We start from the raw sequence: 23,770 nt of genomic DNA, 5'->3' as shown, positions 1-23,770 counted from the left end.
GGGCGGCAGGCGATTCTCTCCGAGAGAGTTGGCCGAGTAGAGTGCCGAAGTACAACTTAGGAAATGACCTACGCGAAAAGAAGACCACATCGCTTGGATGGCCAAGAATGTGAGTCATCTCGCGTGAAATCAGGGAGGCGTCCCACCAGCTCATCTGAAATTTCCGCAACGAGCGGTACATTTTCAGACAACCTGATGAGAGCGGTGCCTTACCTCAAGAAGACAGGTAAGACGAACGGGTCAAGCCCAGACGCAGAGCATCGAGGAACTGGGTGCGCTCGGCGGCGGTGATACGCGCACTGGCGCATTTGTCGCGGTAGTGGGTCATCAGCTCTTCCGGCGACAAGTGCACGTAACGCAGCATGTCTTCGATGGTGTCGTGGGTTTCGATACCCGCGTGGTACACGCTGCCGTCGGCGTTCTGGTAGATGTTCACCGAATCGGTGTCACCGAACAGGTTGTGCATGTCGCCGAGGATTTCCTGGTAGGCGCCGACCAGGAAGATACCCAGCAGGTAGTCTTCGCCTTCGTTCAAACCGTGAACCGGCAGACTGGTTTCGATGCTCTGCTCGTCGACGTATTGCTTGATCTTGCCGTCGGAGTCGCAGGTCAAATCTTGCAGTACGGCACGGCGCAGCGGCTCTTCGTCGAGACGGTGCAGCGGCAGGATCGGCAGCACCTGACCGATGGCCCAGGTGTCCGGCAGGCTCTGGAATACCGAGAAGTTGCAGATGTACTTGTCGGCCAGCTTGTCGTTGAGTTCGTCGAGCACCTGACGGTGGGAACGCTGACGGGCCTTCAACGAGTTGTGCAGGCGACGGCACACGGCGAAGTAGCATTGCTCGGCCAGGGCTTTTTCCGCCAGGGTCAGCTTGCCATCGGCGTACTGGGTCGCGATGTCGCTCATGTAGTGCGTGGCGCGCCAGTAGGTTTCGGTGACCATCTCGATGTCGGTCGGCCCCAGCAGGTCAACCAGCCACTGCACGGTTTCCGGCAGCGCTTCCTTGTTCTCGATCTGCGGCACGTCGTCGTTGTGCTTCTCGACGTCGGTCACCTGCACCACCAGTATGGCGTGGTGAGCGGTCAGGGAACGGCCGCTCTCGGAGAAGATGTTCGGGTGCGGCAGGCTCTGCGCGTCGCAGAACTCCTTGAGCATCCCGACCACGACACCGGCGTAATCGTCCATGTCGTAGTTGATCGAGCTGGCGTTGCGCGAGTGAGTACCGTCGTAGTCCACGCCCAAACCGCCGCCGACGTCAATGTGGTCAACCGGCAGGCCGAGGTTGCGCAGTTCGCCGTAGTAGCGAATCGCTTCCTTGAAACCGTGTTGGTAGTCCGCCAGGTTGGCGATCTGCGAGCCCATGTGGAAGTGCAGCAGGCGAATGCCCTGATCCAGGCCAGCCGCGCGGAAACGCTCGACCACCGACAGCAGTTGCGCCGCCGACAGACCGAACTTGGATTTCTCGCCACCGGTATCTGCCCACTTGGACGACGCCAGGGACGACAGACGCACGCGCAGGCCAACCTGAGGCTTGACCTTGAGCGAGGCGGCTTCTTCGATCACCAGCGCGACTTCGGATTCTTTCTCGATCACGATGAACACGTTGTGGCCAAGCTTCTGACCCATCAGCGCCAGACGAATGAATTCGCGGTCCTTGTAGCCGTTGCAGACGATGGTGCCGCCCTTCGGCGCCAGGGCCAGCACGGCCAGCAGCTCAGGCTTGGAGCCGGCTTCCAGGCCGATGGACACGTCTTGGGTCGCGATGATGTTCTCGATCACCGCTTCCTGCTGGTTCACCTTGATCGGGTACAGCGCGGTGTACTTGCTCTGGTATTCCAGACGCTCGATGTTGGCATCGAACGCGCCGGTCAGCTGGCGCACGCGGTCTTGCAGAATGTCAGGGAAACGCACCAGCAACGGCAAGGACAGGCCGCTTTGGCGCAGCTGGTCAACTTGCTCGAACAGGTCGATAGGCGAACTGGTCGGACCGTTCGGACGAACTTCGACGCGACCGGCGTCATTGATCGCGAAATACCCGGCCCCCCAATGGCGAATCCCGTAAACACTGCGGCTGTCCGCAACTGTCCATTGGCTGCCATCGTCTTTGCGTGTGCGTCGTACGGACATTGAAGTCCCCTATAAAGAAGTCATAGAGCGTCGCCTGGGTTCAGGCCGGCGCAGTCTAAAGAATGAAAATGACGGTTCGTCAACGAGGGGGTAGACCTCGCTGACCGCAGTGAGTTTAGAAACCGGTCAGAACAGGCTCTGTGAAAACCATGTAGACGACGCCAGACCTGCTGTCAGGACTGGATCAAGCCGAGGGTGGTTTTCACAGAGGCTGCTAGCCGCCGGACTTCTTCGCTTTGAAACCGTGCTTGATCAGTTCGGCCAAGAGTAGCTCGACATGATCGCCCTGGATTTCAATGATTCCGTCTTTCAACGCCCCGCCGGTCCCGCAACGTTTCTTCAACGTGGTGGCCAGGTCCTTGAGCGCGTCTTCAGCCAGCGGCACGCCAGTGATGGTGGTCACCGTCTTGCCGCCACGGCCCTTGCTTTCGCGACGCACGCGAGCGATGCCGTCGCCGGACGGGATCACGGTTTGCTTGCAGATACAGGCATCCACCGGTTTGCTGCAATCCGGGCAATGACGACCTGCGTCGGTGGAAAATACCAGGCCACCAAGGGCGGCGAAGGATGCGGCTTTTTTGGCCACCGGCAATCCTCTTGGGAGGACAAAGACTGGTCGCGGCAACCTGGGCAGGTGCCATCGACCGCGAAGCCCCACTCAGGCAGGGGCAGCGCTACTGAAACGGAATTGCTTGTCGTAGGAGCGAAGCTTGCTCGCGAAGATCGCAAGGACGACGCGTACATCCTGAATGTATGCGTTATCGTTGACGACCTTCGCGAGCAAGCTTCGCTCCTACAAAAGGTCGCGCAGTGTAACGGCAAAAAGCCGACTTGCTAAGAGCCAATCGGCGCCAATTTATGCCTTCTTTGCGACGTTGCTTTGCTGAGCCTTCAGATAACGCTTCAACGCGGCCAAAGAGTCCGGGCAATAAGGCTTCTGCTCGATTTCCAGCATCACCTGATCGATCGGAATAAACCGCGCTTCCAGCACTTCTTCCGGCTGCAGGATCAACGGGCCGTCCCACACCGCCGAAAACGCCGAACACCACAGCCGATTGCCGGTGTCTTCGAAGAAAAAGTGATCATGGGCGGTCAGTTCGACGCCGCTCACGCCCAACTCTTCCTCCAGTTCACGGGCGGCCGATTCGGCGTAGGTTTCGGTCGCAAGCACCATGCCTCCCGCCGCCACGTCCCAAAAACCTGGATAAATAGCTTTGCTCAGCGTGCGTCGATGCACGCAGAGTTCACCGGCGCAATTGAACAGCATGATGTAAGTGCCGCGCCCGATCAGCCCGCGTTCGCGCAGGTCGGAGCGGACCAAGGCGCCGAGCAGGTTGTCCTGCTCGTCAACCCAGGCGATCTGTTCGGCATCCGAGGCCGCGCGATGGGCGGCCTCTCTGGCGCTATCGACCATGACTCAGCCCTGATTGAGCAGTTGGCGCAAATCGATCACTGCGGCGTTGGCCCGGGAGATGTAATTGGCCATGACCAGCGAGTGGTTGGCCAGCACGCCGAAGCCGCTGCCGTTAAGGATCATCGGGCTCCAGACCGGTTCTTGCGAGGCTTCCAGCTCACGAATGATCTGGCGCACGCTGACCGTGGCGTTCTTCTTGGCCAGCACGTCGGCGAAGTCGACTTCGATGGCGCGCAGCAGGTGGGACAAGGCCCAGGCCTGACCGCGGGCTTCGTAGAACACATTGTCGATCTGCATCCACGGGGTTTCGACGATCTCTTCGTCAACCTGCGGCACCTGACCTGGAGCGACGACTTCAGTTTTCAGCGCGGTGTTGAGCTTGACCCGGCCAACACTGGCCGACAGCCGTTGCGACAGCGAACCCAGACGGGTGCCGACATCGCCCAGCCAGTTGTTCAGGTTGTCGGCGCGGGCATAGAACAGCGCGTTTTTCTGCGACGGATCGGACAGCCGCGCCTGATAACGGCTCAGGGAATTCATGCCTTCCTGGTACTCGGACTCACTGGATGGCAGCACCCAGCTTTTGTTGTCGAAGTTGAAACGCGGCTCGGCCTTGGCCAGATCGGAGTCTTCGGCAGATTGCGATTGCGAGCGGGCGAAGTCTTTACGCAAGGCACGCGTCAAGTCACGGACCTGGACCAGCACGCCATATTCCCAGCTCGGCGTGTTGTCCATCCACAGGCCCGGTGGAAAACGGTCGTTGGAAATATAGCCGCCCGGCTTGGTCAGCAAAGTACCGGCGACGGTCTTGAGGGTTTCGACCGTGGTGTAGCCGATGACCATTTGCTTGCCTTCTTTCTCGGCGGCCATCTGGGCATTCTGCTGAACCGGGAACAGCGCAGGTTCCTGGCTCCAGTACCAGCCCAGCGCAATAGCCACCAGCAAGTAAATGGCAATCAGAGTGGCCAGCGCTCGGCTGAACAACAGGCCCCCCAAGTAACTGCGGGTGGCCGATTTCGGTTCAGCGGCACGTTCGGGCGCGCTGCCCGCGCGGTTCTTCCAGTCCAGCATGGCGATATCCTTTCAATCACTTGAGTTCATCGGTTCGACCACAACCCTATCGCATCGTGCCTCGTGTGCCGCGCATTAATCTGCACGGAGCACTGAGCCACACAATCGCATCGTCGAGGCGACACTATAAATGAAGCACGCTCCTTGTAGCAGCTGGCGAAGCCTGCGTTCGGCTGCGCAGCAGTCGTGAAATCAGATGATGCGGTGTTTCAGGAAGACCTCGCGCCCAGGTTTTACGACTGCTTCGCAGCCGAACGCAGGCTTCGCCAGCTGCTACCTGTATTGCGCACAGTTCTGACGCCTCCCCGACCGACCGGTCATAAACTGAATAACGTCGCTTTGCAGTTTATTGACGTGCGACACTCATGCGATCGAAAAAGAGGTGCTAGCATAGAGCCACCAGTCGATCTCAGCATGCACCCTAACTAGTAGTCAGGATATGACCGAGCCAGAAGACCCCAGCCGTGAGCGCCTCAAGCACCACTTTGCCCAGCGGGTAATTCATCAGGCACGTCAGATTCTTGAGATATGGCAGCGCCTGCAATGCAGCGAGTGGTCCACCACCGACTTATCGGAACTGAGCGAAGCCAATCTGCGCCTGCTGCGTTTCGCTGAGCGATTCGAACAACCTGAACACACCCAACTGGCGCGCCACATCGGTCAGTCGCTGGAGGCTGTCGACGCCAATCGCGGACGCCTGAGCAGCGGACTGATCACTGAACTCAATCGTTTGATGCAGCGCCTGTCACGCACTGGCCTGCGCCATGGCGATCAGATGGACCAAACCTTTCTGCCGCCCCTGCGCAAACCGATCTACGTGATGTTGCAGGATTACGACCGCGCCGAGCGTCTGGCCAAGCAGCTAGAATTTTTTGGGCTCAGCGCTCAAGCCCTCGACAGCGTTTCGGCGTTCCGCTCCTCAATGGTCGAGCGCTTGCCTGCAGCGATCGTCATGGACGTGGACTTCAGCGGCCCCGGCATCGGCCTGAAACTGGCCGCCGAAGCACAGGAAGGCCTCGACCACACGCTGCCCTTGTTGTTCTTCAGCCTGCACGAAACGGATACCCCGACTCGCCTCGCCGCCGTGCGCGCCGGCGGCCAGGAATTCCTGACCGGCACCCTCGAAGCGTCGAGCCTGCTGGAGAAGATTGAAGTCCTGACCTGCGTCGCCCAGTACGAACCTTATAAAGTGTTGATCATCGACGACTCCCGCGCCCAGGCCTTGCACACCGAGCGCCTGCTCAACGGCGCCGGGATCGTCACGCGGACTTTGATCGAGCCGATCCAGGCCATGGCCGAGCTCGCGGACTTCCAGCCGGACCTGATCATCCTCGACATGTACATGCCGGCCTGCACGGGCACTGAATTGGCCAAGGTGATCCGTCATAACGACCGTTACGTCAGCGTGCCGATCATTTACCTGTCCGCCGAAGATGATCTGGACAAGCAGCTCGACGCCATGAGCGAGGGCGGCGACGACTTCCTGACCAAACCGATCAAGCCGCGACACCTGATCACGACCGTGCGCAACCGCGCGGCACGGGCACGCCATCTGAAATCGCGGATGGTTCGCGACAGCCTCACCGGGCTGTACAACCATACGCACATCCTGCAATTGCTCGAAGACTGCAGCTTCCGCGCCCGTCGCGAGAGCAAGCCGTTGAGCTTTGCGATGCTCGACATTGACCACTTCAAACGGGTCAACGACAGCCACGGCCACCCCATGGGCGATCGGGTGATCAAGAGCCTGGCGCTGTTTCTCAAGCAACGCTTGCGCAAGACCGATTTCATCGGCCGTTATGGCGGTGAAGAATTCGCCATCGTCATGCCGGACACCGATCTCGAATCGGCTCACAAGGTGCTCGACGAGATCCGTCGACGCTTTGCCGAGATTCACTACCCGGCCCAACCACAGGACCTTTGGTGCACGTTCAGCGCCGGGGTGGTGGAACTGTGCGAAAACTCCGACAGCCTGATGATGGCCAGCCAGGCAGACGAAGCGCTGTACCGCGCGAAGGACGCCGGACGCAACCGCGTTCAGGCCGCGCGGACGTCAAAGCAAAGTGCCACTTTTTCATCGGAATCGACCCATTCAGTCATAACCCCGTAACAGAAACGCAATAACTTCAGGCGCTTACCATTCTGCCGTTGGTAGACCCACAATGCGCCTGAAGCTGCTGACCAATCTCAACACCCTCCTTTTAGTCGCCGTGTGCGTGGCCCTTGGCGCCACACTTTGGTGGTCGCAAAAGGCCCTGGAGCGCCCCTATTTACTGATGGAGCGTTACCTGGGCTTGTCCCAACAATTTCAAAATGAAGTCGCGCGTAACATCGAGGACTATCTCGCCAGCGGCGATGCCCTGCGCCTGAGCAGCGCTAGCCAGGCCATCGACGGCCTGCAAAAGGAACTCGGCGAGTTGCCGCCGGCATTGGCCGACACCCTGCGCCCGAGCCTGTCGAACCTGGAAGAGTTCAGCAAAACCGATCTGCTGGCGGCCGGCAAGCTGGCCGGTGATCCGCAGGCGCTGTTGCTGCAAGCCGAACGCGAACTCGGTGCCAGCCTCGATCAGCTCAGCCAATACGCCAGCGCTAACGCGGCGTATCTGACACCGCTGCTCGCGGCCTCCCAGCACTTGGGCAAACTGTCGCTGGTCCGGGACAAACTGGTCAGCAGCGGCCGCAGCGAACTGGCCGCCGATGTCGAGCGTGAAGTCAGCAACATCCGTACCCAGGCTGAGCTTCTGGACGCCTTGCCGCTGCTGGGCGTGACGAGCAAAAGTGAATCGAACACGGATGATTTCGCGGCGATGATGGGCCTGGAGAACACCGAAAAAGCCGTCGTCGAAGAGGCTGGCGCCGGCCTCAAACGTGGACTGAACAGCCTCCTCAGTCGTTACCCGGCCGAACTGACACGCACACGCGACCAGATCCAGAAACGCACCGACCTCAGCGCCGCCACTCACCTGAAAATCGCCGCCGTGCAGCAGGTCATCGCTGGGCTGGAACCGGTGGTTCGCGCCCAGCACGGACAGATCCAGGGCGAAGTGCGGCTGATGCAAGGGGTGATGATCGGTCTGATCCTGTTGATCGCATTGCTCATCGACACCCTGCAACGACGCTTGGCCCGAACCCTGACCAACCTCGCGCCAGCCCTCTCGACCTGGGCCGAGGGCGACTTCAGCCGGGACATTGAATTGGGCGCAACCAATCGCGAACTGCATGACATTCAAGCTTCGCTCAATCGCTTGCGCGCCTACCTGGTCGACTTGGTAGGGACCATTCGCCTCAACGCCGAACAGGTCGCCGGTAGCAGCCGAACACTGGCCGAGTTGAGCAATGACCTGCACAGCGGCGCCGAACATCAGGCCGGCGACACGGCGCTGATCCGCGATTCTCTCGGTGAACTGGAAGCGACCATTCAACAGGTTGCCGGCGATGCCAGCCAGGCTGCCGACGCCAGCCGCCATGCCGGGCTGGCGGTGGAGCATGGGCAGAAGGTCATCGGCTTGAGCCTCACCGGCCTGCATGCGCTGGTGGGTGAAGTCCAAGGCAATGCACAGATGATCGAACACTTGGCCGAGGAGTCGGCGACCATTGGCGGCGTGCTGACGGTGATCCGTTCGATCGCCGACCAGACCAACCTGCTGGCCCTGAACGCCGCCATCGAAGCGGCCCGCGCCGGGGAAATGGGTCGAGGATTTGCGGTGGTGGCCGAAGAAGTTCGCTCACTGGCACAACGCACCGCCGGCGCCACCGCAGAGATCCAGACGTTGATCGCTGGACTGCAAACCGCCGCACGACAATCAGTGGAAGGCATGCGCGCCCAGGTCGAACACGCCGAAGCCACCGCCAATCAGGCCCAGGCCGCCGACGGTGCACTGGATAAAATCGTCGGGGCGATCCAGACCATTTCCGACACCGCCGTGCGCATTGCCGATGTCACGGCTCAACAGAGCGGTGCGGTCAGTGAGATCCGCGATCACAGTGAGCGGATTCACCAGTTGGGTGGGGATAACTTGCTGAGGATTGGTGAAGGGCGCGTGCAAGGGGAGAATTTGTTGGTGTTGGGTGGACGACTGCATACCGCCGTCCAAGCCTTCCGCGTCTGATAGCTCGCGAAGGCACCAGAACAATCACCGCAAAATTCCCCACCCTGCACACCCGACCGCTGTCCGCTATGATGCCCTCACCTTCGATACGCGAGATTGTCATGCGCCGTTTGCTCTGCCTGCTGCTTATAGTGCTCACCCTGCCGGCCACCGCCGCCGGGTTGCTGGAGAGTCAACCCAGTTCGACGTTGGGCTCGATCAACAACAGCGCCGACTTCCTGCCGGTGCGCGAAGCCTTTCATCTGAGCCTGGTCGAAAGCACGCCGCAATCAATCAAGCTGCGTCTCATCGCTACAGAGGGTTACTACCTCTATCGCCATCGCTTTCAGTTTCGCGCTGATCCAACCGATGTTGGCCTGGGCGCCGCGCAACTGCCCAAGGGCGAACAGAAACACGATGAGTATTTCGGTGATGTCGAGGTCTACCACGGGGTTCTCGATGTAGAGCTGCCGCGCACCGATCAACGAGCGTTCACGCTGGTGGTGACTTATCAGGGCTGCGCCGATAAAGGGCTGTGTTATCCACCCGAAACCGAGCGACTGAGTATCGAAGATGTCGGCGCATCTGCTTCGGGCAACACCTCAACCACGCCCACCCTGTCCAAATGGAGCTGGAGCGAACTGGCGTTGTTTTTCCTCGCTGGCCTTGGCCTGACCTTTACGCCCTGCGTATTACCGATGCTGCCGATCCTTTCCGGCGTGGTGTTGCGCGATCAGGTGGGGGGCTTGCGAGGCTTCAAACTTTCCCTGGCCTACGTGCTGCCAATGGCGGCGTGTTTCGCCGCGCTCGGCGCGCTAATGGGAATGTTCGGCGCCCAACTCAATCTTCAGGCGCGGCTGCAATCGGCCTGGGTGCTGGTGCCGTTCGCAACGTTTTTCGCCATTTTCGCCTTGGCCATGTTCGGTGTTTTCGAACTGAAACTGCCCTACGCCATGAGCAGTCGCCTGGATCGAATTGCCGGTCGCACTCAAGGTGGTTCGCTTTGGGGCGCGGCGGTGCTGGGAGTGGTATCGAGCTTGCTGGTCTCGCCGTGTGTTTCCGCGCCACTGGTAGGCGCCCTGCTCTACATAAGCGCTAGCGGCGATGCCGTAGGTGGTGCGCTGAAACTGTTCATGATCGGCCTTGGCATGGGTCTGCCTCTGGTACTGGTGGCAACTGGCGGTGCGGCATGGCTGCCAAAAAGTGGTCCCTGGCTGATCTTCGTCAAAAACGTCATTGGTGTCTTACTGTTGAGCGTCGCCCTCGGCTTGCTGAGTCGTGTGCTGCCAGGTCCGATAACCTTGTTGCTGGTCGGCCTGTTGTGGGGCGGTGTGGGCCTGTTTCTCGGGGCACTGGAATTTGTTTACAAACCGCCTAGAAAGCGTTTGGCACAACTGCTTGGGCTGTTCTTGCTGTTTTACGCGATGGCCTGTTGGTATGGAGCTTTCAGCGGTCAGAGCAATCTGCTTAACCCCATCGGCCAGCCAGTCACGACGGTGAACCGAGAACAACCGCAAAGCCAAAGCGCCTGGCAAACCATCAGCACTCCGACGGAACTGGACCGCGTCCTCGCCGAAGCCAAATCTTCAGGCACCCCACTGCTGCTCGACTGGTACGCCGACTGGTGCATCAGTTGCAAAGTCATCGAACATGAAGTGCTCAACGACGCCAAGGTCGTCGAACGCCTCAAAGGCTATCGACTGATCCGCTTCGACATCACCGCCAGCAACGCCGAGCAACGCGCCCTGCTCGACCGCTACAAACTGTTCGGCCCGCCGGCGCTGATGTTTTTCGGCAAGGACGGGGTCGAACACACCGATGTGCGGGTCATCGGCGAGATCAACGCCCGTGACTTCGCCGAACGTGTCGCGAAAGCAAATGACCGGATTTAATAACCCGGTCATATATTTTGCGCAAACATCGGCCATCGTGCTGGCTATTGCATAGAACTGGACAGTCACAAAGGCTTTGCGGCATAGTCGCCGAGTTCTGACAATTGCACACAGATCACAAGGAACAGCAGATGGCGACGCTACTGGTTCTGCACGGACCCAACCTGAACATGCTCGGCACCCGTGAACCGGGCACCTACGGCGCGACGACACTGGCGCAGATCAACCAGGACCTGGAACGCCGCGCCCGTGAAGCCGGCCACCATTTGCTGCACCTGCAAAGCAACGCCGAGTACGAATTGATCGACCGCATCCACGCTGCCCGCAGCGAAGGTGTGGACTTCATTCTGATCAACCCAGCAGCTTTTACGCACACAAGTGTCGCATTACGTGACGCGCTGCTGGCGGTGAGCATCCCATTCATCGAAGTGCATTTGTCTAACGTGCACAAACGCGAACCTTTCCGCCATCACTCTTACTTCTCCGATGTAGCGGTGGGAGTGATCTGCGGCCTTGGCGCCAGCGGTTATCGATTGGCCCTGGAGGCCGCCCTAGAGCAGCTTGAAAGACAGGCAACAGCTTGAACAACAAGCGTAACGCCCCTGACCGACCCTTGGGAGTTGATGATTCATGGATATCCGTAAAGTTAAGAAACTGATCGAATTGCTGGAAGAGTCTGGCATCGACGAGCTCGAGATCAAGGAAGGCGAAGAGTCCGTACGTATCAGCCGTCACAGCAAGACCCCGGCTCAGCAATACTACGCACCGGCTCCAATGCATGCTCCGGCGCCGGCGCCTGTTGCTGCTGCCCCGGTTGCCGCTGCCGCTCCTGCTGCTCCGGCCGCACCTGTTCTGAACGGCACCGTTGCCCGTTCGCCGATGGTCGGCACTTTCTATCGCAAATCTTCGCCAGCCTCGCCATCCTTCGTTGAAGTCGGCCAGACCGTGAAGAAAGGCGACACGCTGTGCATCGTCGAAGCCATGAAGATGATGAACCACATCGAAGCTGAAACCAGCGGTGTGATCGAATCCATCCTCGTCGAAGACGGCCAGCCGGTTGAGTACGACCAACCGCTGTTCACCATCGTTTGAACCGCGGAGAGACTTTGATGACTGCGAAGTTGGAAAAAGTTCTGATCGCCAACCGCGGTGAGATCGCCCTGCGGATTCTGCGTGCCTGCAAAGAGATGGGCATCAAGACTGTCGCCGTTTATTCCACGGCCGACAAAGAACTGATGCACCTGGGTCTGGCAGACGAATCCGTCTGCATCGGTCCGGCCTCGGCTGCAAAGTCTTACCTGCACATTCCGGCGATCATCGCCGCGGCTGAAGTGACCGGCGCTACCGCCATTCACCCAGGCTACGGCTTCCTTGCGGAAAACGCTGATTTCGCTGAACAGGTCGAGAACTCTGGCTTCGCGTTCATTGGCCCGAAAGCCGACACCATTCGCCTGATGGGCGACAAGGTTTCGGCCAAGCACGCCATGATCGCTGCGGGTGTTCCAACCGTTCCGGGTTCCGACGGCCCGCTGCCTGAAGACGAAGAAACCGCTCTGCGCATCGGTCGCGAAGTCGGTTACCCGGTGATCATCAAAGCCGCTGGCGGCGGTGGTGGTCGCGGCATGCGCGTCGTGCATAAAGAAGAAGACCTGATCTCCTTCGCCAAACTGACCCGCACCGAAGCGGGCGCAGCGTTCGGCAACCCGATGGTCTACCTGGAAAAATTCCTGACCAACCCACGCCACGTGGAAGTTCAGGTACTGTCCGATGGCCAGGGCCACGCCATCCATCTGGGTGACCGCGATTGCTCGCTGCAGCGTCGTCACCAGAAGGTTCTCGAAGAGGCGCCGGCACCGGGCATCGACGAGAAAGCACGCGCTGAAGTCCTCGCTCGCTGCGTCAAGGCGTGCATTGACATCAACTACCGTGGCGCAGGCACGTTCGAGTTCCTGTACGAGAACGGCGCGTTCTATTTCATCGAAATGAACACCCGCGTTCAGGTTGAGCACCCGGTTTCGGAAATGGTTACCGGCATCGACATCGTCAAGGAGATGCTCAGCATCGCCGCTGGCAACAAGCTGTCGTACACCCAGGATGACGTGGTTATCCGCGGTCACTCGCTGGAATGCCGGATCAACGCCGAAGACCCTAAATCCTTCATGCCGAGCCCAGGCACGGTCAAGCATTTCCACGCCCCAGGCGGCAACGGCGTTCGCGTCGATTCGCACCTGTACAGTGGCTATGCCGTTCCGCCGAACTACGATTCGTTGATCGGCAAGCTGATCACCTACGGCGCAACCCGTGACGAAGCCCTGGCGCGCATGCGCAATGCGCTGGACGAAATCGTTGTCGACGGGATCAAGACCAACATCCCGTTGCACCGCGATCTGGTCCGCGATGAAGGCTTCTGCAAAGGTGGAGTCAACATCCACTACCTGGAACACAAGCTGGCTGGCGACAAGCATTAAGATGTGATCCTGACCAACAAAGCCGCTTTCGAGCGGCTTTGTTGTTTCTGAAGGTTTCAATCTGAAACCCCCCCTTGTAGCAGCTGGCGAAGCCTGCGTTCGGCTGCGAAGCAGCCGTCAATCCATGCAATGCGGTGTTTCAGGAAAACGGTGTAATCAGGTTTTACGACTGCTTCGCAGCCGAACGCAGGCTTCGCCAGCTGCTACAGATTGCGTCGCGACTGAACTGGATGGCATTAAGGCTCGCTCGCTCCCACAAAAGCTCCGCGCTCGCGTAAACTTGCGCGCTTCGCGCAGCCCGCTAGGCTGCAATCAACATTTTTCAAAGGTGCCCGCCATGCCTTGGCTGCAAGTCCGTCTCGCCATCAGCCCAGAACAAGCCGAAACCTACGAAGATGCTTTCCTTGAAGTGGGCGCCGTCTCGGTGACCTTCATGGACGCCGAAGATCAACCGATTTTCGAGCCAGAACTCAACACCACGCCGCTGTGGTCCCACACGCACCTGCTGGCCCTGTTCGAAGGTGGCACCGAAGCCGCCAGCGTACTGGCCCACCTTGAGTTGCTGACGGGCAGCCCGCTGCCCGAGCATCACAGCGAAATCATCGAAGACCAGGACTGGGAACGCAGCTGGATGGACGGTTTCCAGCCGATGCGTTTCGGTCAGCGCCTGTGGATCGTCCCAAGCTGGCACGCCGCACCCGAGCCTGACGCCGTCAACCTGCTGCTGGATCCGGGCCTGGCGTTCGGCACCGGCACTCACCCGACTACCGCGCTGTGCCTGGAATGGCTCGACGGTCAGGACCTGAAAGACTGCAACGTGCTGGACTTCGGCTGCGGCTCGGGGATTCTGGCCATCGCTGCCCTGCTGCTGGGCGCCAAGCAAGCCGTCGGTACCGATATCGACGTACAAGCCCTGGAAGCCTCCCGCGATAACGCTGGGCGCAACGACATTGCCGAAGCGCTCTTCCCACTGTACCTGCCGGAAGATCTGCCGCAGGTTCAGGCCGACGTGCTGGTGGCCAACATCCTTGCCGGCCCGCTGGTTTCCCTGGCGCCGCAATTGTCCAGCCTGGTCAAGCCGGGTGGCCGCCTGGCGCTGTCGGGCATCCTCGCCGAACAAGGTGAAGACGTCGCCAAAGCCTACGCTCAGGACTTCGATCTGGACCCAATCGCCCATCGCGATGGCTGGGTGCGCATCACTGGCCGTCGGCGCTAGAATGAGCGCCTGCATAAACCGGATCGCCGCATGACCGACAGCTTCGTCACCCAGTGCCCGCATTGCCAAACCAGCTTCCGCGTCAGCCATACTCAGTTGAGCGTGGCCCGCGGAGTGGTTCGTTGCGGCTCGTGTTTGCAGGTGTTCAATGCCGCCAAGCAGCTGCTTGAGCAACGGACCGGCAAGGACGCAATCACGCCAGTTGCCCCGGCCGTCGTCGAACCACCGGAGCCGCGGGCCATCAGCCAAAAGCAATGGACCGCCGCCGAGCTGGATCTGGACAGCCTGGACCTGGACGAAGAGCTCGCCCGCCTCGAACAACGGGAGATCCAGCCGACCACGGAATTCGGTCGCCCCCGCGAAGACAACCTGAGCGCTAGCCGCGATACCGTCGAGCACGAAGAAGCGCCTTGGCCCGACAGCCTGTTCAGCGAATCGGCCGCCGATCGTGCGCAGACCGCTGAAGCCGACTTGCCGGAGCTGGAACTCGAGCCGAGCAAACACTCGCGCACCGAACCTTCGCTGTCCCTGGAACCGGTGGAATTGGACGACGAACATCAGCCGCCCCAACTGCGCCTGCACGATCCGCTCGACGCGCCGATGCATCACGAACGCCTGTCGGCGACCGATGAGATCGACGACGACCTGCCCTCGATCGAGCCCCTGCGCAAAAAGCGTGAGCCGGCTGTCCGCGCTGAAGCCCTGCACGACCTGACCGATGACCCACTGCAACTGGACTGGCAAAAACGCCGCTCACCCTGGGGTCGCCGACTTTTCTGGCTGCTGCTGATCCTGCTCGGCGCGGCGGCGCTCGCCGGCCAGTACATCGCTTACCATTTCGACGAACTGGCGCGCCAGGATCAGTACCGTCCGTGGTTCCAGCAACTGTGCCCCCAGATCGGCTGCACGGTGCCGTCCAAAGTCGACATCGCCAAAATCAAAAGCAGCAACCTGGTGGTCCGCAGCCACCCGGACTTCAACGGTGCACTGGTGGTCGACGCGATCATCTACAACCGCGCGCCCTTCTCCCAGCCTTTCCCGCTGCTGGAGTTGCGTTTTGCCGACCTCAACGGTCACCTGATCGCCAGCCGTCGCTTCAAACCCGGCGAGTACCTCAATGGCGATCTCGAAGGAATGGTGGAAATGCCTCCGCAAACACCGATCCACATCGCACTGGATATCCTCGACCCAGGCTCCAAAGCGGTGAATTACAGCCTGAGTTTTCATTCGCCCGAGTGAAACGGTTCAGTATTACGGCTTTGACGGCATATTTCTGACTTTGACCGTTCGTACCAAACCGCTGGCGATAACAAAATCACTGTTCAGATTTTGTTCAATTCAGCCTTTATCCAGTCATCGAGAGCGGGTATCATGCCAACCCTTTTTCGAACTCTCATGATCCGGCCCCACAACAGGGAAGTCCTATGTCGGCGGTACGCATCGGTCCATATACATTGCACAACGGCTTGATTCTCGCCCCGATGGCGGGGGTCACCGACCAGCCCTTTCGTCAGCTGTGCAAACGACTGGGTGCAGGGCTTGTAGTCTCGGAAATGGTCACCAGCGACATGAGCTTGTGGAACACCCGCAAATCGCGGATGCGCATGATCCACGAAGGTGATCCCGAGCCCCGCTCGGTACAGATCGCCGGTGGTGATGCACAGATGCTGGCGGATGCAGCCCGGGCCAACGTCGAACTGGGTGCACAGATTATTGATATCAACATGGGCTGTCCGGCAAAAAAGGTCTGCAACAAGGCCGCCGGGTCCGCGCTGTTGAAAGATGAAGCATTAGTGACCGAGATCCTGCGGGCCGTCGTGGCTGCGGTTGATGTGCCGGTCACCCTGAAGATCCGCACCGGCTGGGACCGGGACAACAAGAACGGCCTGACGGTGGCGAAGATTGCCGAGCAGGCAGGCATCTCGGCGTTGGCGGTTCATGGCCGCACCCGTGCCGATCTGTACACCGGCGAAGCCGAGTACGACACCATTGCAGCGATCAAGCAGGCCGTGTCGATGCCGGTCTTTGCCAATGGCGATATCGATTCACCCGAGAAGGCCCGGTACGTGCTCGACGCGACCGGTGCCGATGGCCTGTTGGTCGGCCGGGCTGCCCAAGGGCGGCCATGGATTTTTCGTGAGATCGATCATTTTCTGCGTACCGGCGAGAAACTCCCGGCGCTGGATCTGATCGAGGTGGAACGCATTCTGCTAGAGCATCTGGCTGCGCTGCACGTCTTCTATGGGGATGTCATGGGCGTACGCATTGCTCGAAAGCATGTGGGCTGGTATCTCGCAACCTTGCCGGGCGCCAGGGAGTTCCGCGCCCACTTCAATCGTTTGGAAGATACGGAAGCACAATGCGCCAACGTTCAGGGCTACTTCGCCGAACGTAACAAGAGCCTGACAGGGGACGGAGACGAGGTGGCCGCATGACGATGATGACCGAGACTTTAGTGAGTGGAACAACACCCGTGAGCGACAACGTGAATTTGAAACAGCACCTCAATACGCCGAGCGAAGAAGGTCAGACCCTTCGCGGGAGTGTCGAGAAGGCGCTGCACAATTATTTCGCCCACCTTGAGGGCGCTGCCGTCACGGATGTGTACAACCTGGTGCTCTCCGAAGTCGAGGCTCCCCTGCTCGAGTGCGTGATGAACTACGTCAAGGGCAACCAGACCAAGGCCAGCGAGCTGCTCGGACTGAACCGAGGCACCCTGCGCAAGAAACTCAAGCAGTACGATTTGCTGTAAGCATTCAATCAAACCAGAAAGGCGCCCGCGTAAAAACGGTCGCCTTTTTTGCTGACTCCTTTGCTTTTTGATGGAAATTGAAATGACCGACCAGACTACCCGCCTGCCGATCCGCCGCGCCTTGATCAGCGTTTCCGACAAGACCGGGATCCTCGAGTTCGCCAAAGAGCTTGAAGCCCTGGGCGTCGAGATCCTCTCCACCGGCGGAACGTTCAAGCTGCTGCGCGACAACGGCGTTGCCGCAGTGGAAGTCGCGGATTACACCGGTTTTGCGGAAATGATGGACGGTCGGGTGAAAACCCTGCACCCGAAAATCCACGGCGGGATCCTCGGTCGTCGCGGTATCGACGACGCCATCATGAACGAGCACGGCATCAAGCCGATCGACCTGGTCGCGGTCAACCTGTACCCGTTCGAAGCCACCATCAACAAGCCGGGCTGCAACCTGCCGACCGCGATCGAAAACATCGACATCGGCGGCCCGACCATGGTCCGTTCGGCTGCAAAAAACCACAAAGACGTGGCCATCGTGGTGAATGCCGGCGACTACGCCAGCGTGCTCGAAGGCCTCAAAGCCGGCGGCCTGACCTACGCTCAGCGTTTCGACCTGATGCTCAAGGCCTTCGAACACACTGCCGCCTATGACGGCATGATTGCCAACTACATGGGCACCGTGAACCAGGCGGCTGACACCCTCAGCACCGAAGGTCGCAGCGAATTCCCGCGCACTTTCAACAGCCAGTTCGTCAAGGCGCAGGAGATGCGCTACGGCGAGAACCCGCATCAGAGCGCGGCGTTCTACGTTGAAACCAAGCCTGCGGAAGTGGGTATCGCCACCGCGACCCAACTGCAAGGCAAAGAGCTGTCGTACAACAACGTGGCCGACACCGACGCCGCGCTGGAATGCGTGAAGAGCTTCGTCAAACCGGCCTGTGTGATCGTCAAGCACGCCAACCCGTGCGGCGTTGCCGTCAGCCTGGACGCCGAAGGCGGTATCCGTCAGGCGTACGAGCTGGCCTACGCCACCGACACTGAATCCGCCTTCGGCGGCATCATCGCCTTCAACCGCGAACTGGATGCTGAAACGGCCAAGGCCATCGTCGAGCGTCAGTTCGTCGAAGTGATCATTGCCCCAAGCGTCAGCGAAGAAGCCCGCGCCATCGTGGCTGCAAAAGCCAACGTACGCCTGCTGGCCTGCGGCGAGTGGTCGGCTGAACGCGCCGCTGCCTGGGACTACAAACGCGTCAACGGAGGCCTGCTGGTGCAGAGCCGCGACATCGGCATGATCGGCGCCGACGACCTGAAAGTCGTGACCAAACGCGCCCCGACCGAGCAGGAGATCCACGACCTCATCTTCGCCTGGAAAGTCGCCAAGTACGTTAAGTCCAATGCCATTGTCTACGCCAAGAATCGCCAGACCATTGGTGTCGGCGCTGGTCAGATGAGCCGCGTGAACTCCGCGCGTATTGCGGCGATCAAAGCTGAGCACGCTGGCTTGCAGGTGCAAGGTGCAGTCATGGCATCGGATGCATTCTTCCCGTTCCGCGACGGTATCGACAACGCGGCCAAGGTGGGTATCACTGCGGTGATCCAGCCAGGCGGCTCGATGCGTGATAACGAAGTGATTGCTGCTGCCGACGAAGCCGGCATCGCCATGGTATTCACCGGCATGCGCCACTTCCGTCACTGATTTTGCTCTTGTAGGAGCGAGGCTCGCCCGCGAAGGCCTCACCTCGGTCTGGCTGACGCACCGAGGCGTTCCCTTCGCGGGCAAGCCTCGCTCCTACCGGTTTGGTGCAGTGGCGGATGCCGCGTACCGTTAGCCAGGCAGCTCAGGCTGCCCCCACAGAATTAGCGTCATCCGAGGTTTTTGAAATGAATGTTTTGATCATTGGCAGCGGTGGCCGTGAACACGCCCTGGCCTGGAAAGTGGCTCAGGATCCGCGCGTGCAGAAAGTGTTCGTGGCTCCGGGTAACGCCGGCACCGCCATTGAAGCCAAGTGCGAGAACGTCGCGATCGACGTGCTGGCCCTTGAACAGCTGGCCGACTTTGCCGAGAAAAACGTTTCCCTGACCATCGTCGGCCCGGAAGTGCCGCTGGTCGCCGGCGTCGTCGATCTGTTCCGCTCCCGCGGCCTGGACTGCTTCGGTCCGACCGCTGGCGCTGCCCAGCTGGAAGGTTCGAAAGCTTTCACCAAGGACTTCCTGGCGCGTCACAAGATCCCGACGGCCGGCTACCAGAACTTCACCGAGATCGAGCCAGCCTTGGCTTATTTGCGTGAAAAAGGCGCGCCGATCGTGATCAAGGCCGATGGCCTGGCTGCCGGTAAAGGCGTGATCGTTGCCATGACGTTGACCGAAGCCGAAGACGCCGTGCGCGATATGCTGGCTGGCAACGCCTTCGGCGACGCGGGTTCGCGCGTGGTGATCGAAGAGTTCCTGGACGGCGAAGAGGCCAGCTTCATTGTCATGGTCGACGGCAAGAACGTATTGCCGATGGCCACCAGCCAGGACCACAAACGCGTCGGCGACGGCGATACCGGACCGAACACTGGCGGCATGGGTGCTTACTCTCCTGCCCCGGTCGTGACCGCTGAAGTTCACAAGCGTGTCATGGACCTGGTGATCTGGCCGACCGTGCGTGGCATGGCCGAAGAAGGCAACGTTTACACTGGCTTCCTGTACGCCGGTTTGATGATCGACAAAGCTGGTAACCCAAAAGTCATCGAATTCAACTGCCGTTTCGGCGACCCTGAGACTCAACCGGTGATGCTGCGTTTGCAGTCGAGCCTGGTGTTGCTGGTCGAAGCAGCCCTGGCACAAGCCCTGGACAAGGTCGAAGCACAATGGGATCCGCGTCCGAGCGTCGGCATCGTGCTGGCCGCAGGCGGCTATCCTGGTGACTACGCTAAAGGCATTGCCATCAACGGCCTTGATGCAGCCGCAGCACTGGAAGGCAAAGTCTTCCACGCCGGCACTGCGCTCAAGGACGGTCAAGTGGTGACGGCCGGTGGTCGGGTACTCTGCGCCACTGCAATGGGTGCCAGCGTCGATGCCGCTCAGCAGCAAGCTTACAAGCTGGCGGCAAGGATTGACTGGGAAGGCTGCTTCTATCGCAACGACATTGGCTACCGCGCCATTGCCCGCGAGCGTGGCGAAAATCAGGAATAAGGGCACCATTCGGCCAGGCAAGGGCTTCGGGCACTTGCCGGGCTATTCCGGCGCCGCGCATAGTTATAATTCTGGCATCAACCTACGAAGGGATTTCGCCGTGCGCTGGCTCAGGATTGCCATAGGTCTTACCGTCACTCTGCTGACCTTGCTCTGCATGCTCCCGGCCCAAGCCGTGCAAGGCAGTGGCTGGGCGGTATTGCTCGACGAACAGGGCGACCTGCAGCTAAGCGACATCCGTTCCACTCGCTACACCAATCAATTCAGCCCCATTGAACTCGACCGCCTCACCGCCGCCGAGCCCGATGGCGCTTTATGGCTGCGTTTCAGACTCGCGCCTGGCAAGCACGAACAGTTGCTGCGGGTGTTCGCTCCCGACCTGTCGCACCTCAATCTCTATGTGCTGGACGGCGACACGCTGATCGAGCAATTGAACACCGGTACCGGACAGCCCCAAGCCGAAAGGCCATTGCCCAGCAGCGACTTCATGTTGCCGCTGCCGCAAAGCGAAAAAAACCTCGACGTTTACCTGCGACTGGTCTCCGACCATCAGTTGAGGCCTTACATCACCCTGCAGTCGGCGGTCATGACCGCCGCCAATCAGAATCAGACGCTGATCTACGGTCTGTTGCTCGGCTGTATCGCGATGCTGATCCTGCACAACGTCATTCGTTATGCCTACACCCGCTCGCGCAGCAGTCTCTGGCTAGCTGGCTGCGAAGGGCTGTTGATGCTCAGCCTGGTCCTGCTGCTGAATGTAGCCGGACCCTGGTTGCCGGACTGGCATGCGGTCCAGACGCCGGGGGCTTACCTCGCGCTGCTGCTGACAGCGCCCTGCGGTCTGATGTTTGCCTATCGCTTCTTCGCCCCGCTCGGCCCGCATCCGCTGAACAAGTTGCTGCTGGGCGACATCCTGTTCATCAGTGTCTGCGGCTTGCTGCTGTTGTTCGTCAATACGCTGCCGCTCAACATCATCACGTACGCGCTGGTCGCCCTCGCGGGTCTGACCATGTTGTTCGTCAGCGCCTATCACTGGCAAAAAGGCTATCGCCCGGCACGTCTTTTCGTGGCGGCAATGGTGGTGTTCAACGCCGGTACGCTGATTATCCTGCCCGCCCTGCTGGGACTGACCCTGGTGGAGCCTCAAGGTCTGATCATCACTTTGCTGGTGTTCATCTGCATCAGTGGCCTGTTGATGAGCATTGCCTTGAGTGAACGTCAGCGCAGCATCACCGAAGACCGTTTCAGCGTCAGCCGCGACCTGGCTGCCAGCAACGCCGAGATCAACGCCAAGGCCGAATTCCTGGCAAAAATCAGCCACGAAATCCGCACCCCGATGAACGGCGTGCTGGGCATGACCGAGCTGCTGCTGGGCACGCCGCTCTCGGTAAAGCAGCGCGACTATGTGCAGACCATCCACAGTGCCGGCAACGAACTGCTGACGCTGATCAACGAGATCCTCGACATTTCCAAGCTCGAATCCGGGCAGATCGAACTGGACGATGTTCAGTTCGATCTCAACGCGTTGATCGAAGACTGCCTGAGTATTTTCCGCGCCAAAGCCGAACAGCAGAACGTCGAGTTGATCAGCTTTATCCAGCCGCAAGTGCCGCGCGTCATCAGCGGTGACCCGACGCGTCTGCGCCAGACCCTGCTGAGTCTGCTGGAGAACGCCCTGAAGAAAACCGATGAGGGCGAGATCCTCATCGTCGTCGCGCTCGATGAGCGCAGTGCCAAACCGCGCTTGCGCATTGCCGTGCAGGACAGCGGCGAGCCGATGGACGCCGAAGAGCGCGACGCATTGATGCACGCCGAACTGCACAGCAAGCACTTCCTCTCGGCCACCCGCTTGGGAGGCAATCTGGGGCTGGTGATCGCCCGCCAGCTGATTCGCTTGATGCAAGGGGAGTTCGGCGTCAAGAGTGGCGCCAACCAGGGCAGCACCTTGTGGCTGACCCTGCCGCTGGACCCTGACCGCCTCGAGCACCCGACGTCCGACCTTGATGGCCCACTGCAGGGTGCACGGGTGTTGGTGGTGGACGACAACGACACCTGCCGCAAGGTGCTGGTGCAGCAGTGCAGCGCGTGGGGCCTGAATGTGAGTGCCGTACCGTCCGGCAAGGAAGCGCTGGCGCTGCTGCGCACCAAGGCCCACTTGCGTGATTACTTCGACGTAGTTCTGCTGGACCAGAACATGCCCGGCATGACCGGCATGCAACTGGCCGCCAAGATCAAGGAAGACCCGAGCCTGAACCACGACATCCTGCTGATCATGCTCACCGGCATCAGCAACGCACCCAGCAAGATCATCGCGCGCAACTCCGGGATCAAACGCATCCTCGCCAAACCAGTGGCCGGCTACACCCTCAAGACGACGTTGGCCGATGAGCTGAACCAGCGAAACAAGGGCCTTTCTATCTCGCAGCACCTGCCCGTCGGACCGACTTTACCGGTGAAGGTGCCAAGCGATTTCCGCATCCTGGTGGCCGAAGACAACAGCATTTCGACCAAGGTAATTCGCGGCATGCTGGGCAAGCTCAACCTGCAACCGGACACTGCCAGCAATGGCGAAGAAGCCTTGCAGGCGATGAAAGCCCAGCGCTATGACCTGGTCCTGATGGACTGCGAAATGCCGATCCTCGACGGTTTCTCCGCGACTCAGCAATTGCGTGCCTGGGAAGTCGGCAACCAGCGCACTCGCACCCCCGTGGTGGCGTTGACTGCGCACATCCTCGCCGAGCATAAAGAGCGCGCGCGTCAGGCCGGCATGGACGGGCACATGGCCAAACCGGTCGAGCTGTCGCAACTGCGCGACCTGATCGAGCATTGGGTGGCCCAGCGCGATCAGCAGATCCGGGCAGCGACTCAAACGTCCTGAGCCGACAGACCCCGCAGCGCCTGATAGACTCCCCTCGACTTCCCTCGCCAGTGAGCTTGCACCATGCTCCACGTGTTGTTCAGCGTTTACCTGAAGATGCTGGTGCTTTATAGCCCGTTCTTCGTGTTGTCCTGCTTCATCAGTCTGACCCGCGGTTATTCGCGCAAGGAACAACGTCGGCTGGCCTGGAAAGTGGCGACAGCCACGCTGGTCTCCAGCGTCTTGCTGTACCTGTTCGGGCGGGTGATTTTCAGTGTTTTCGGCATCACCGTAGACGCATTCCGCATCGGTGCCGGCAGTGTGTTGTTCATCTCGGCGCTGGGCATGGCCCAAGGCAAGTCGGCGGTGCAGACAGACAATGTGCAGCAGGACGTGACCATCGTCCCGCTGACCATTCCCCTGACGGTCGGCCCCGGCACCATCGGTGCGCTACTGGTGATGGGCGTGAGTCAGCCTCATTGGGACGACAAACTCACGGCCATTCTCAGTATTGCCCTAGCCAGTTTCACCGTCGGCGTGGTCCTTTATCTGTCCAACCGCATCGAGCGCATTCTCGGTGACCAAGGCTTGCAGATCGTCAGCCGGTTGATGGGGCTGTTCGTGTGTGCGTTGGCGGCGCAGATTATTTTCACCGGAGTGAAGGGGTATCTGGTGCCCTAAGCCACACCCACTCGCCTCTTCCAAACGATCGA

General features: G+C 60.1%; 17 protein-coding genes and 1 pseudogene. 14 read left to right on the top strand and 4 right to left on the bottom strand.

The window, feature by feature from the left end:
- Nucleotides 1-214 precede the first annotated feature (214 nt).
- The 4 genes from speA to ACYZT3_RS04200 form a co-directional block, all read right to left on the bottom strand.
- A complete protein-coding gene (gene speA, locus ACYZT3_RS04215; RefSeq protein ID WP_282376795.1) occupies nucleotides 215-2,128 on the bottom strand; it encodes an arginine decarboxylase in 1,914 nt (637 codons plus the stop codon).
- Between the two features lie 214 nt (nucleotides 2,129-2,342).
- Nucleotides 2,343-2,714 (bottom strand): translation initiation factor Sui1, encoded by a 372-nt coding sequence (locus ACYZT3_RS04210; protein WP_282376793.1) that lies wholly within the window; start codon nucleotides 2,712-2,714, stop codon nucleotides 2,343-2,345.
- A 270-nt stretch (nucleotides 2,715-2,984) separates the two neighbouring features.
- Nucleotides 2,985-3,542: an NUDIX hydrolase gene (locus tag ACYZT3_RS04205; RefSeq protein WP_462031577.1), complete on the bottom strand. Its 558-nt coding sequence runs from the start codon at nucleotides 3,540-3,542 to the stop codon at nucleotides 2,985-2,987.
- A gap of 3 nt (nucleotides 3,543-3,545) precedes the next feature.
- The gene (locus ACYZT3_RS04200) at nucleotides 3,546-4,613 is read right to left on the bottom strand and encodes a DUF2333 family protein (RefSeq protein ID WP_282376790.1); all 1,068 of its coding nucleotides are present in this window, start codon (nucleotides 4,611-4,613) and stop codon (nucleotides 3,546-3,548) included.
- A gap of 439 nt (nucleotides 4,614-5,052) precedes the next feature.
- On the opposite strand from ACYZT3_RS04200, the gene gcbA reads away from it, so the two are divergent.
- From gcbA to ACYZT3_RS04130, 14 genes and pseudogenes are all read left to right on the top strand, one after another.
- A complete protein-coding gene (gene gcbA / locus ACYZT3_RS04195) occupies nucleotides 5,053-6,723 on the top strand; it encodes a diguanylate cyclase GcbA (protein ID WP_282376787.1) in 1,671 nt (556 codons plus the stop codon).
- Between the two features lie 1,492 nt (nucleotides 6,724-8,215).
- Nucleotides 8,216-8,722, top strand: a pseudogene (locus ACYZT3_RS04190) (methyl-accepting chemotaxis protein); the annotation flags it as partial.
- A gap of 101 nt (nucleotides 8,723-8,823) precedes the next feature.
- Entirely contained in the window at nucleotides 8,824-10,593 is a 1,770-nt protein-coding gene (locus ACYZT3_RS04185) for a protein-disulfide reductase DsbD (protein WP_462031576.1), read from the top strand.
- 131 nt (nucleotides 10,594-10,724) lie between these two features.
- The gene (gene aroQ, locus ACYZT3_RS04180) at nucleotides 10,725-11,177 is read left to right on the top strand and encodes a type II 3-dehydroquinate dehydratase (protein ID WP_017336343.1); all 453 of its coding nucleotides are present in this window, start codon (nucleotides 10,725-10,727) and stop codon (nucleotides 11,175-11,177) included.
- Between the two features lie 46 nt (nucleotides 11,178-11,223).
- On the top strand, nucleotides 11,224-11,685 hold the full coding sequence (gene accB, locus ACYZT3_RS04175; protein WP_462031575.1) for an acetyl-CoA carboxylase biotin carboxyl carrier protein: 462 nt from the start codon (nucleotides 11,224-11,226) through the stop codon (nucleotides 11,683-11,685).
- A gap of 17 nt (nucleotides 11,686-11,702) precedes the next feature.
- Nucleotides 11,703-13,061 (top strand): acetyl-CoA carboxylase biotin carboxylase subunit, encoded by a 1,359-nt coding sequence (gene accC, locus ACYZT3_RS04170; RefSeq protein WP_282376781.1) that lies wholly within the window; start codon nucleotides 11,703-11,705, stop codon nucleotides 13,059-13,061.
- Between the two features lie 337 nt (nucleotides 13,062-13,398).
- Nucleotides 13,399-14,277 (top strand): 50S ribosomal protein L11 methyltransferase, encoded by an 879-nt coding sequence (gene prmA / locus ACYZT3_RS04165; RefSeq protein ID WP_462031574.1) that lies wholly within the window; start codon nucleotides 13,399-13,401, stop codon nucleotides 14,275-14,277.
- A 30-nt stretch (nucleotides 14,278-14,307) separates the two neighbouring features.
- Nucleotides 14,308-15,516, top strand: a complete 1,209-nt coding sequence (locus ACYZT3_RS04160; RefSeq protein ID WP_282376778.1) for a DUF3426 domain-containing protein — start codon at nucleotides 14,308-14,310, stop codon at nucleotides 15,514-15,516.
- Between the two features lie 185 nt (nucleotides 15,517-15,701).
- Nucleotides 15,702-16,712 (top strand): tRNA dihydrouridine synthase DusB, encoded by a 1,011-nt coding sequence (gene dusB, locus ACYZT3_RS04155; protein WP_282376777.1) that lies wholly within the window; start codon nucleotides 15,702-15,704, stop codon nucleotides 16,710-16,712.
- The gene (gene fis, locus ACYZT3_RS04150; RefSeq protein WP_007907419.1) at nucleotides 16,709-17,029 is read left to right on the top strand and encodes a DNA-binding transcriptional regulator Fis; all 321 of its coding nucleotides are present in this window, start codon (nucleotides 16,709-16,711) and stop codon (nucleotides 17,027-17,029) included. The genes dusB and fis overlap by 4 nt, the downstream gene beginning before the upstream one ends.
- Before the next feature lie 82 nt (nucleotides 17,030-17,111).
- Complete coding sequence (gene purH / locus ACYZT3_RS04145; RefSeq protein ID WP_282376775.1) at nucleotides 17,112-18,719, top strand: bifunctional phosphoribosylaminoimidazolecarboxamide formyltransferase/IMP cyclohydrolase; 1,608 nt, start codon at nucleotides 17,112-17,114, stop codon at nucleotides 18,717-18,719.
- Between the two features lie 185 nt (nucleotides 18,720-18,904).
- Complete coding sequence (gene purD, locus ACYZT3_RS04140; protein ID WP_462031573.1) at nucleotides 18,905-20,200, top strand: phosphoribosylamine--glycine ligase; 1,296 nt, start codon at nucleotides 18,905-18,907, stop codon at nucleotides 20,198-20,200.
- Nucleotides 20,201-20,300: 100 nt separating this feature from the next.
- Complete coding sequence (locus tag ACYZT3_RS04135) at nucleotides 20,301-23,078, top strand: hybrid sensor histidine kinase/response regulator (RefSeq protein WP_462031572.1); 2,778 nt, start codon at nucleotides 20,301-20,303, stop codon at nucleotides 23,076-23,078.
- Between the two features lie 63 nt (nucleotides 23,079-23,141).
- Nucleotides 23,142-23,738, top strand: coding sequence for a MarC family protein (locus ACYZT3_RS04130; RefSeq protein ID WP_007937197.1), 597 nt, complete (start codon nucleotides 23,142-23,144; stop codon nucleotides 23,736-23,738).
- The last annotated feature ends 32 nt before the right edge of the window (nucleotides 23,739-23,770 follow it).

The sequence above is a fragment of the Pseudomonas sp. MDT1-16 genome (assembly GCF_054898115.1).
Note: the sequence above shows the minus strand (reverse complement) of the source record. Positions and strands in the feature narration are given on the sequence as shown.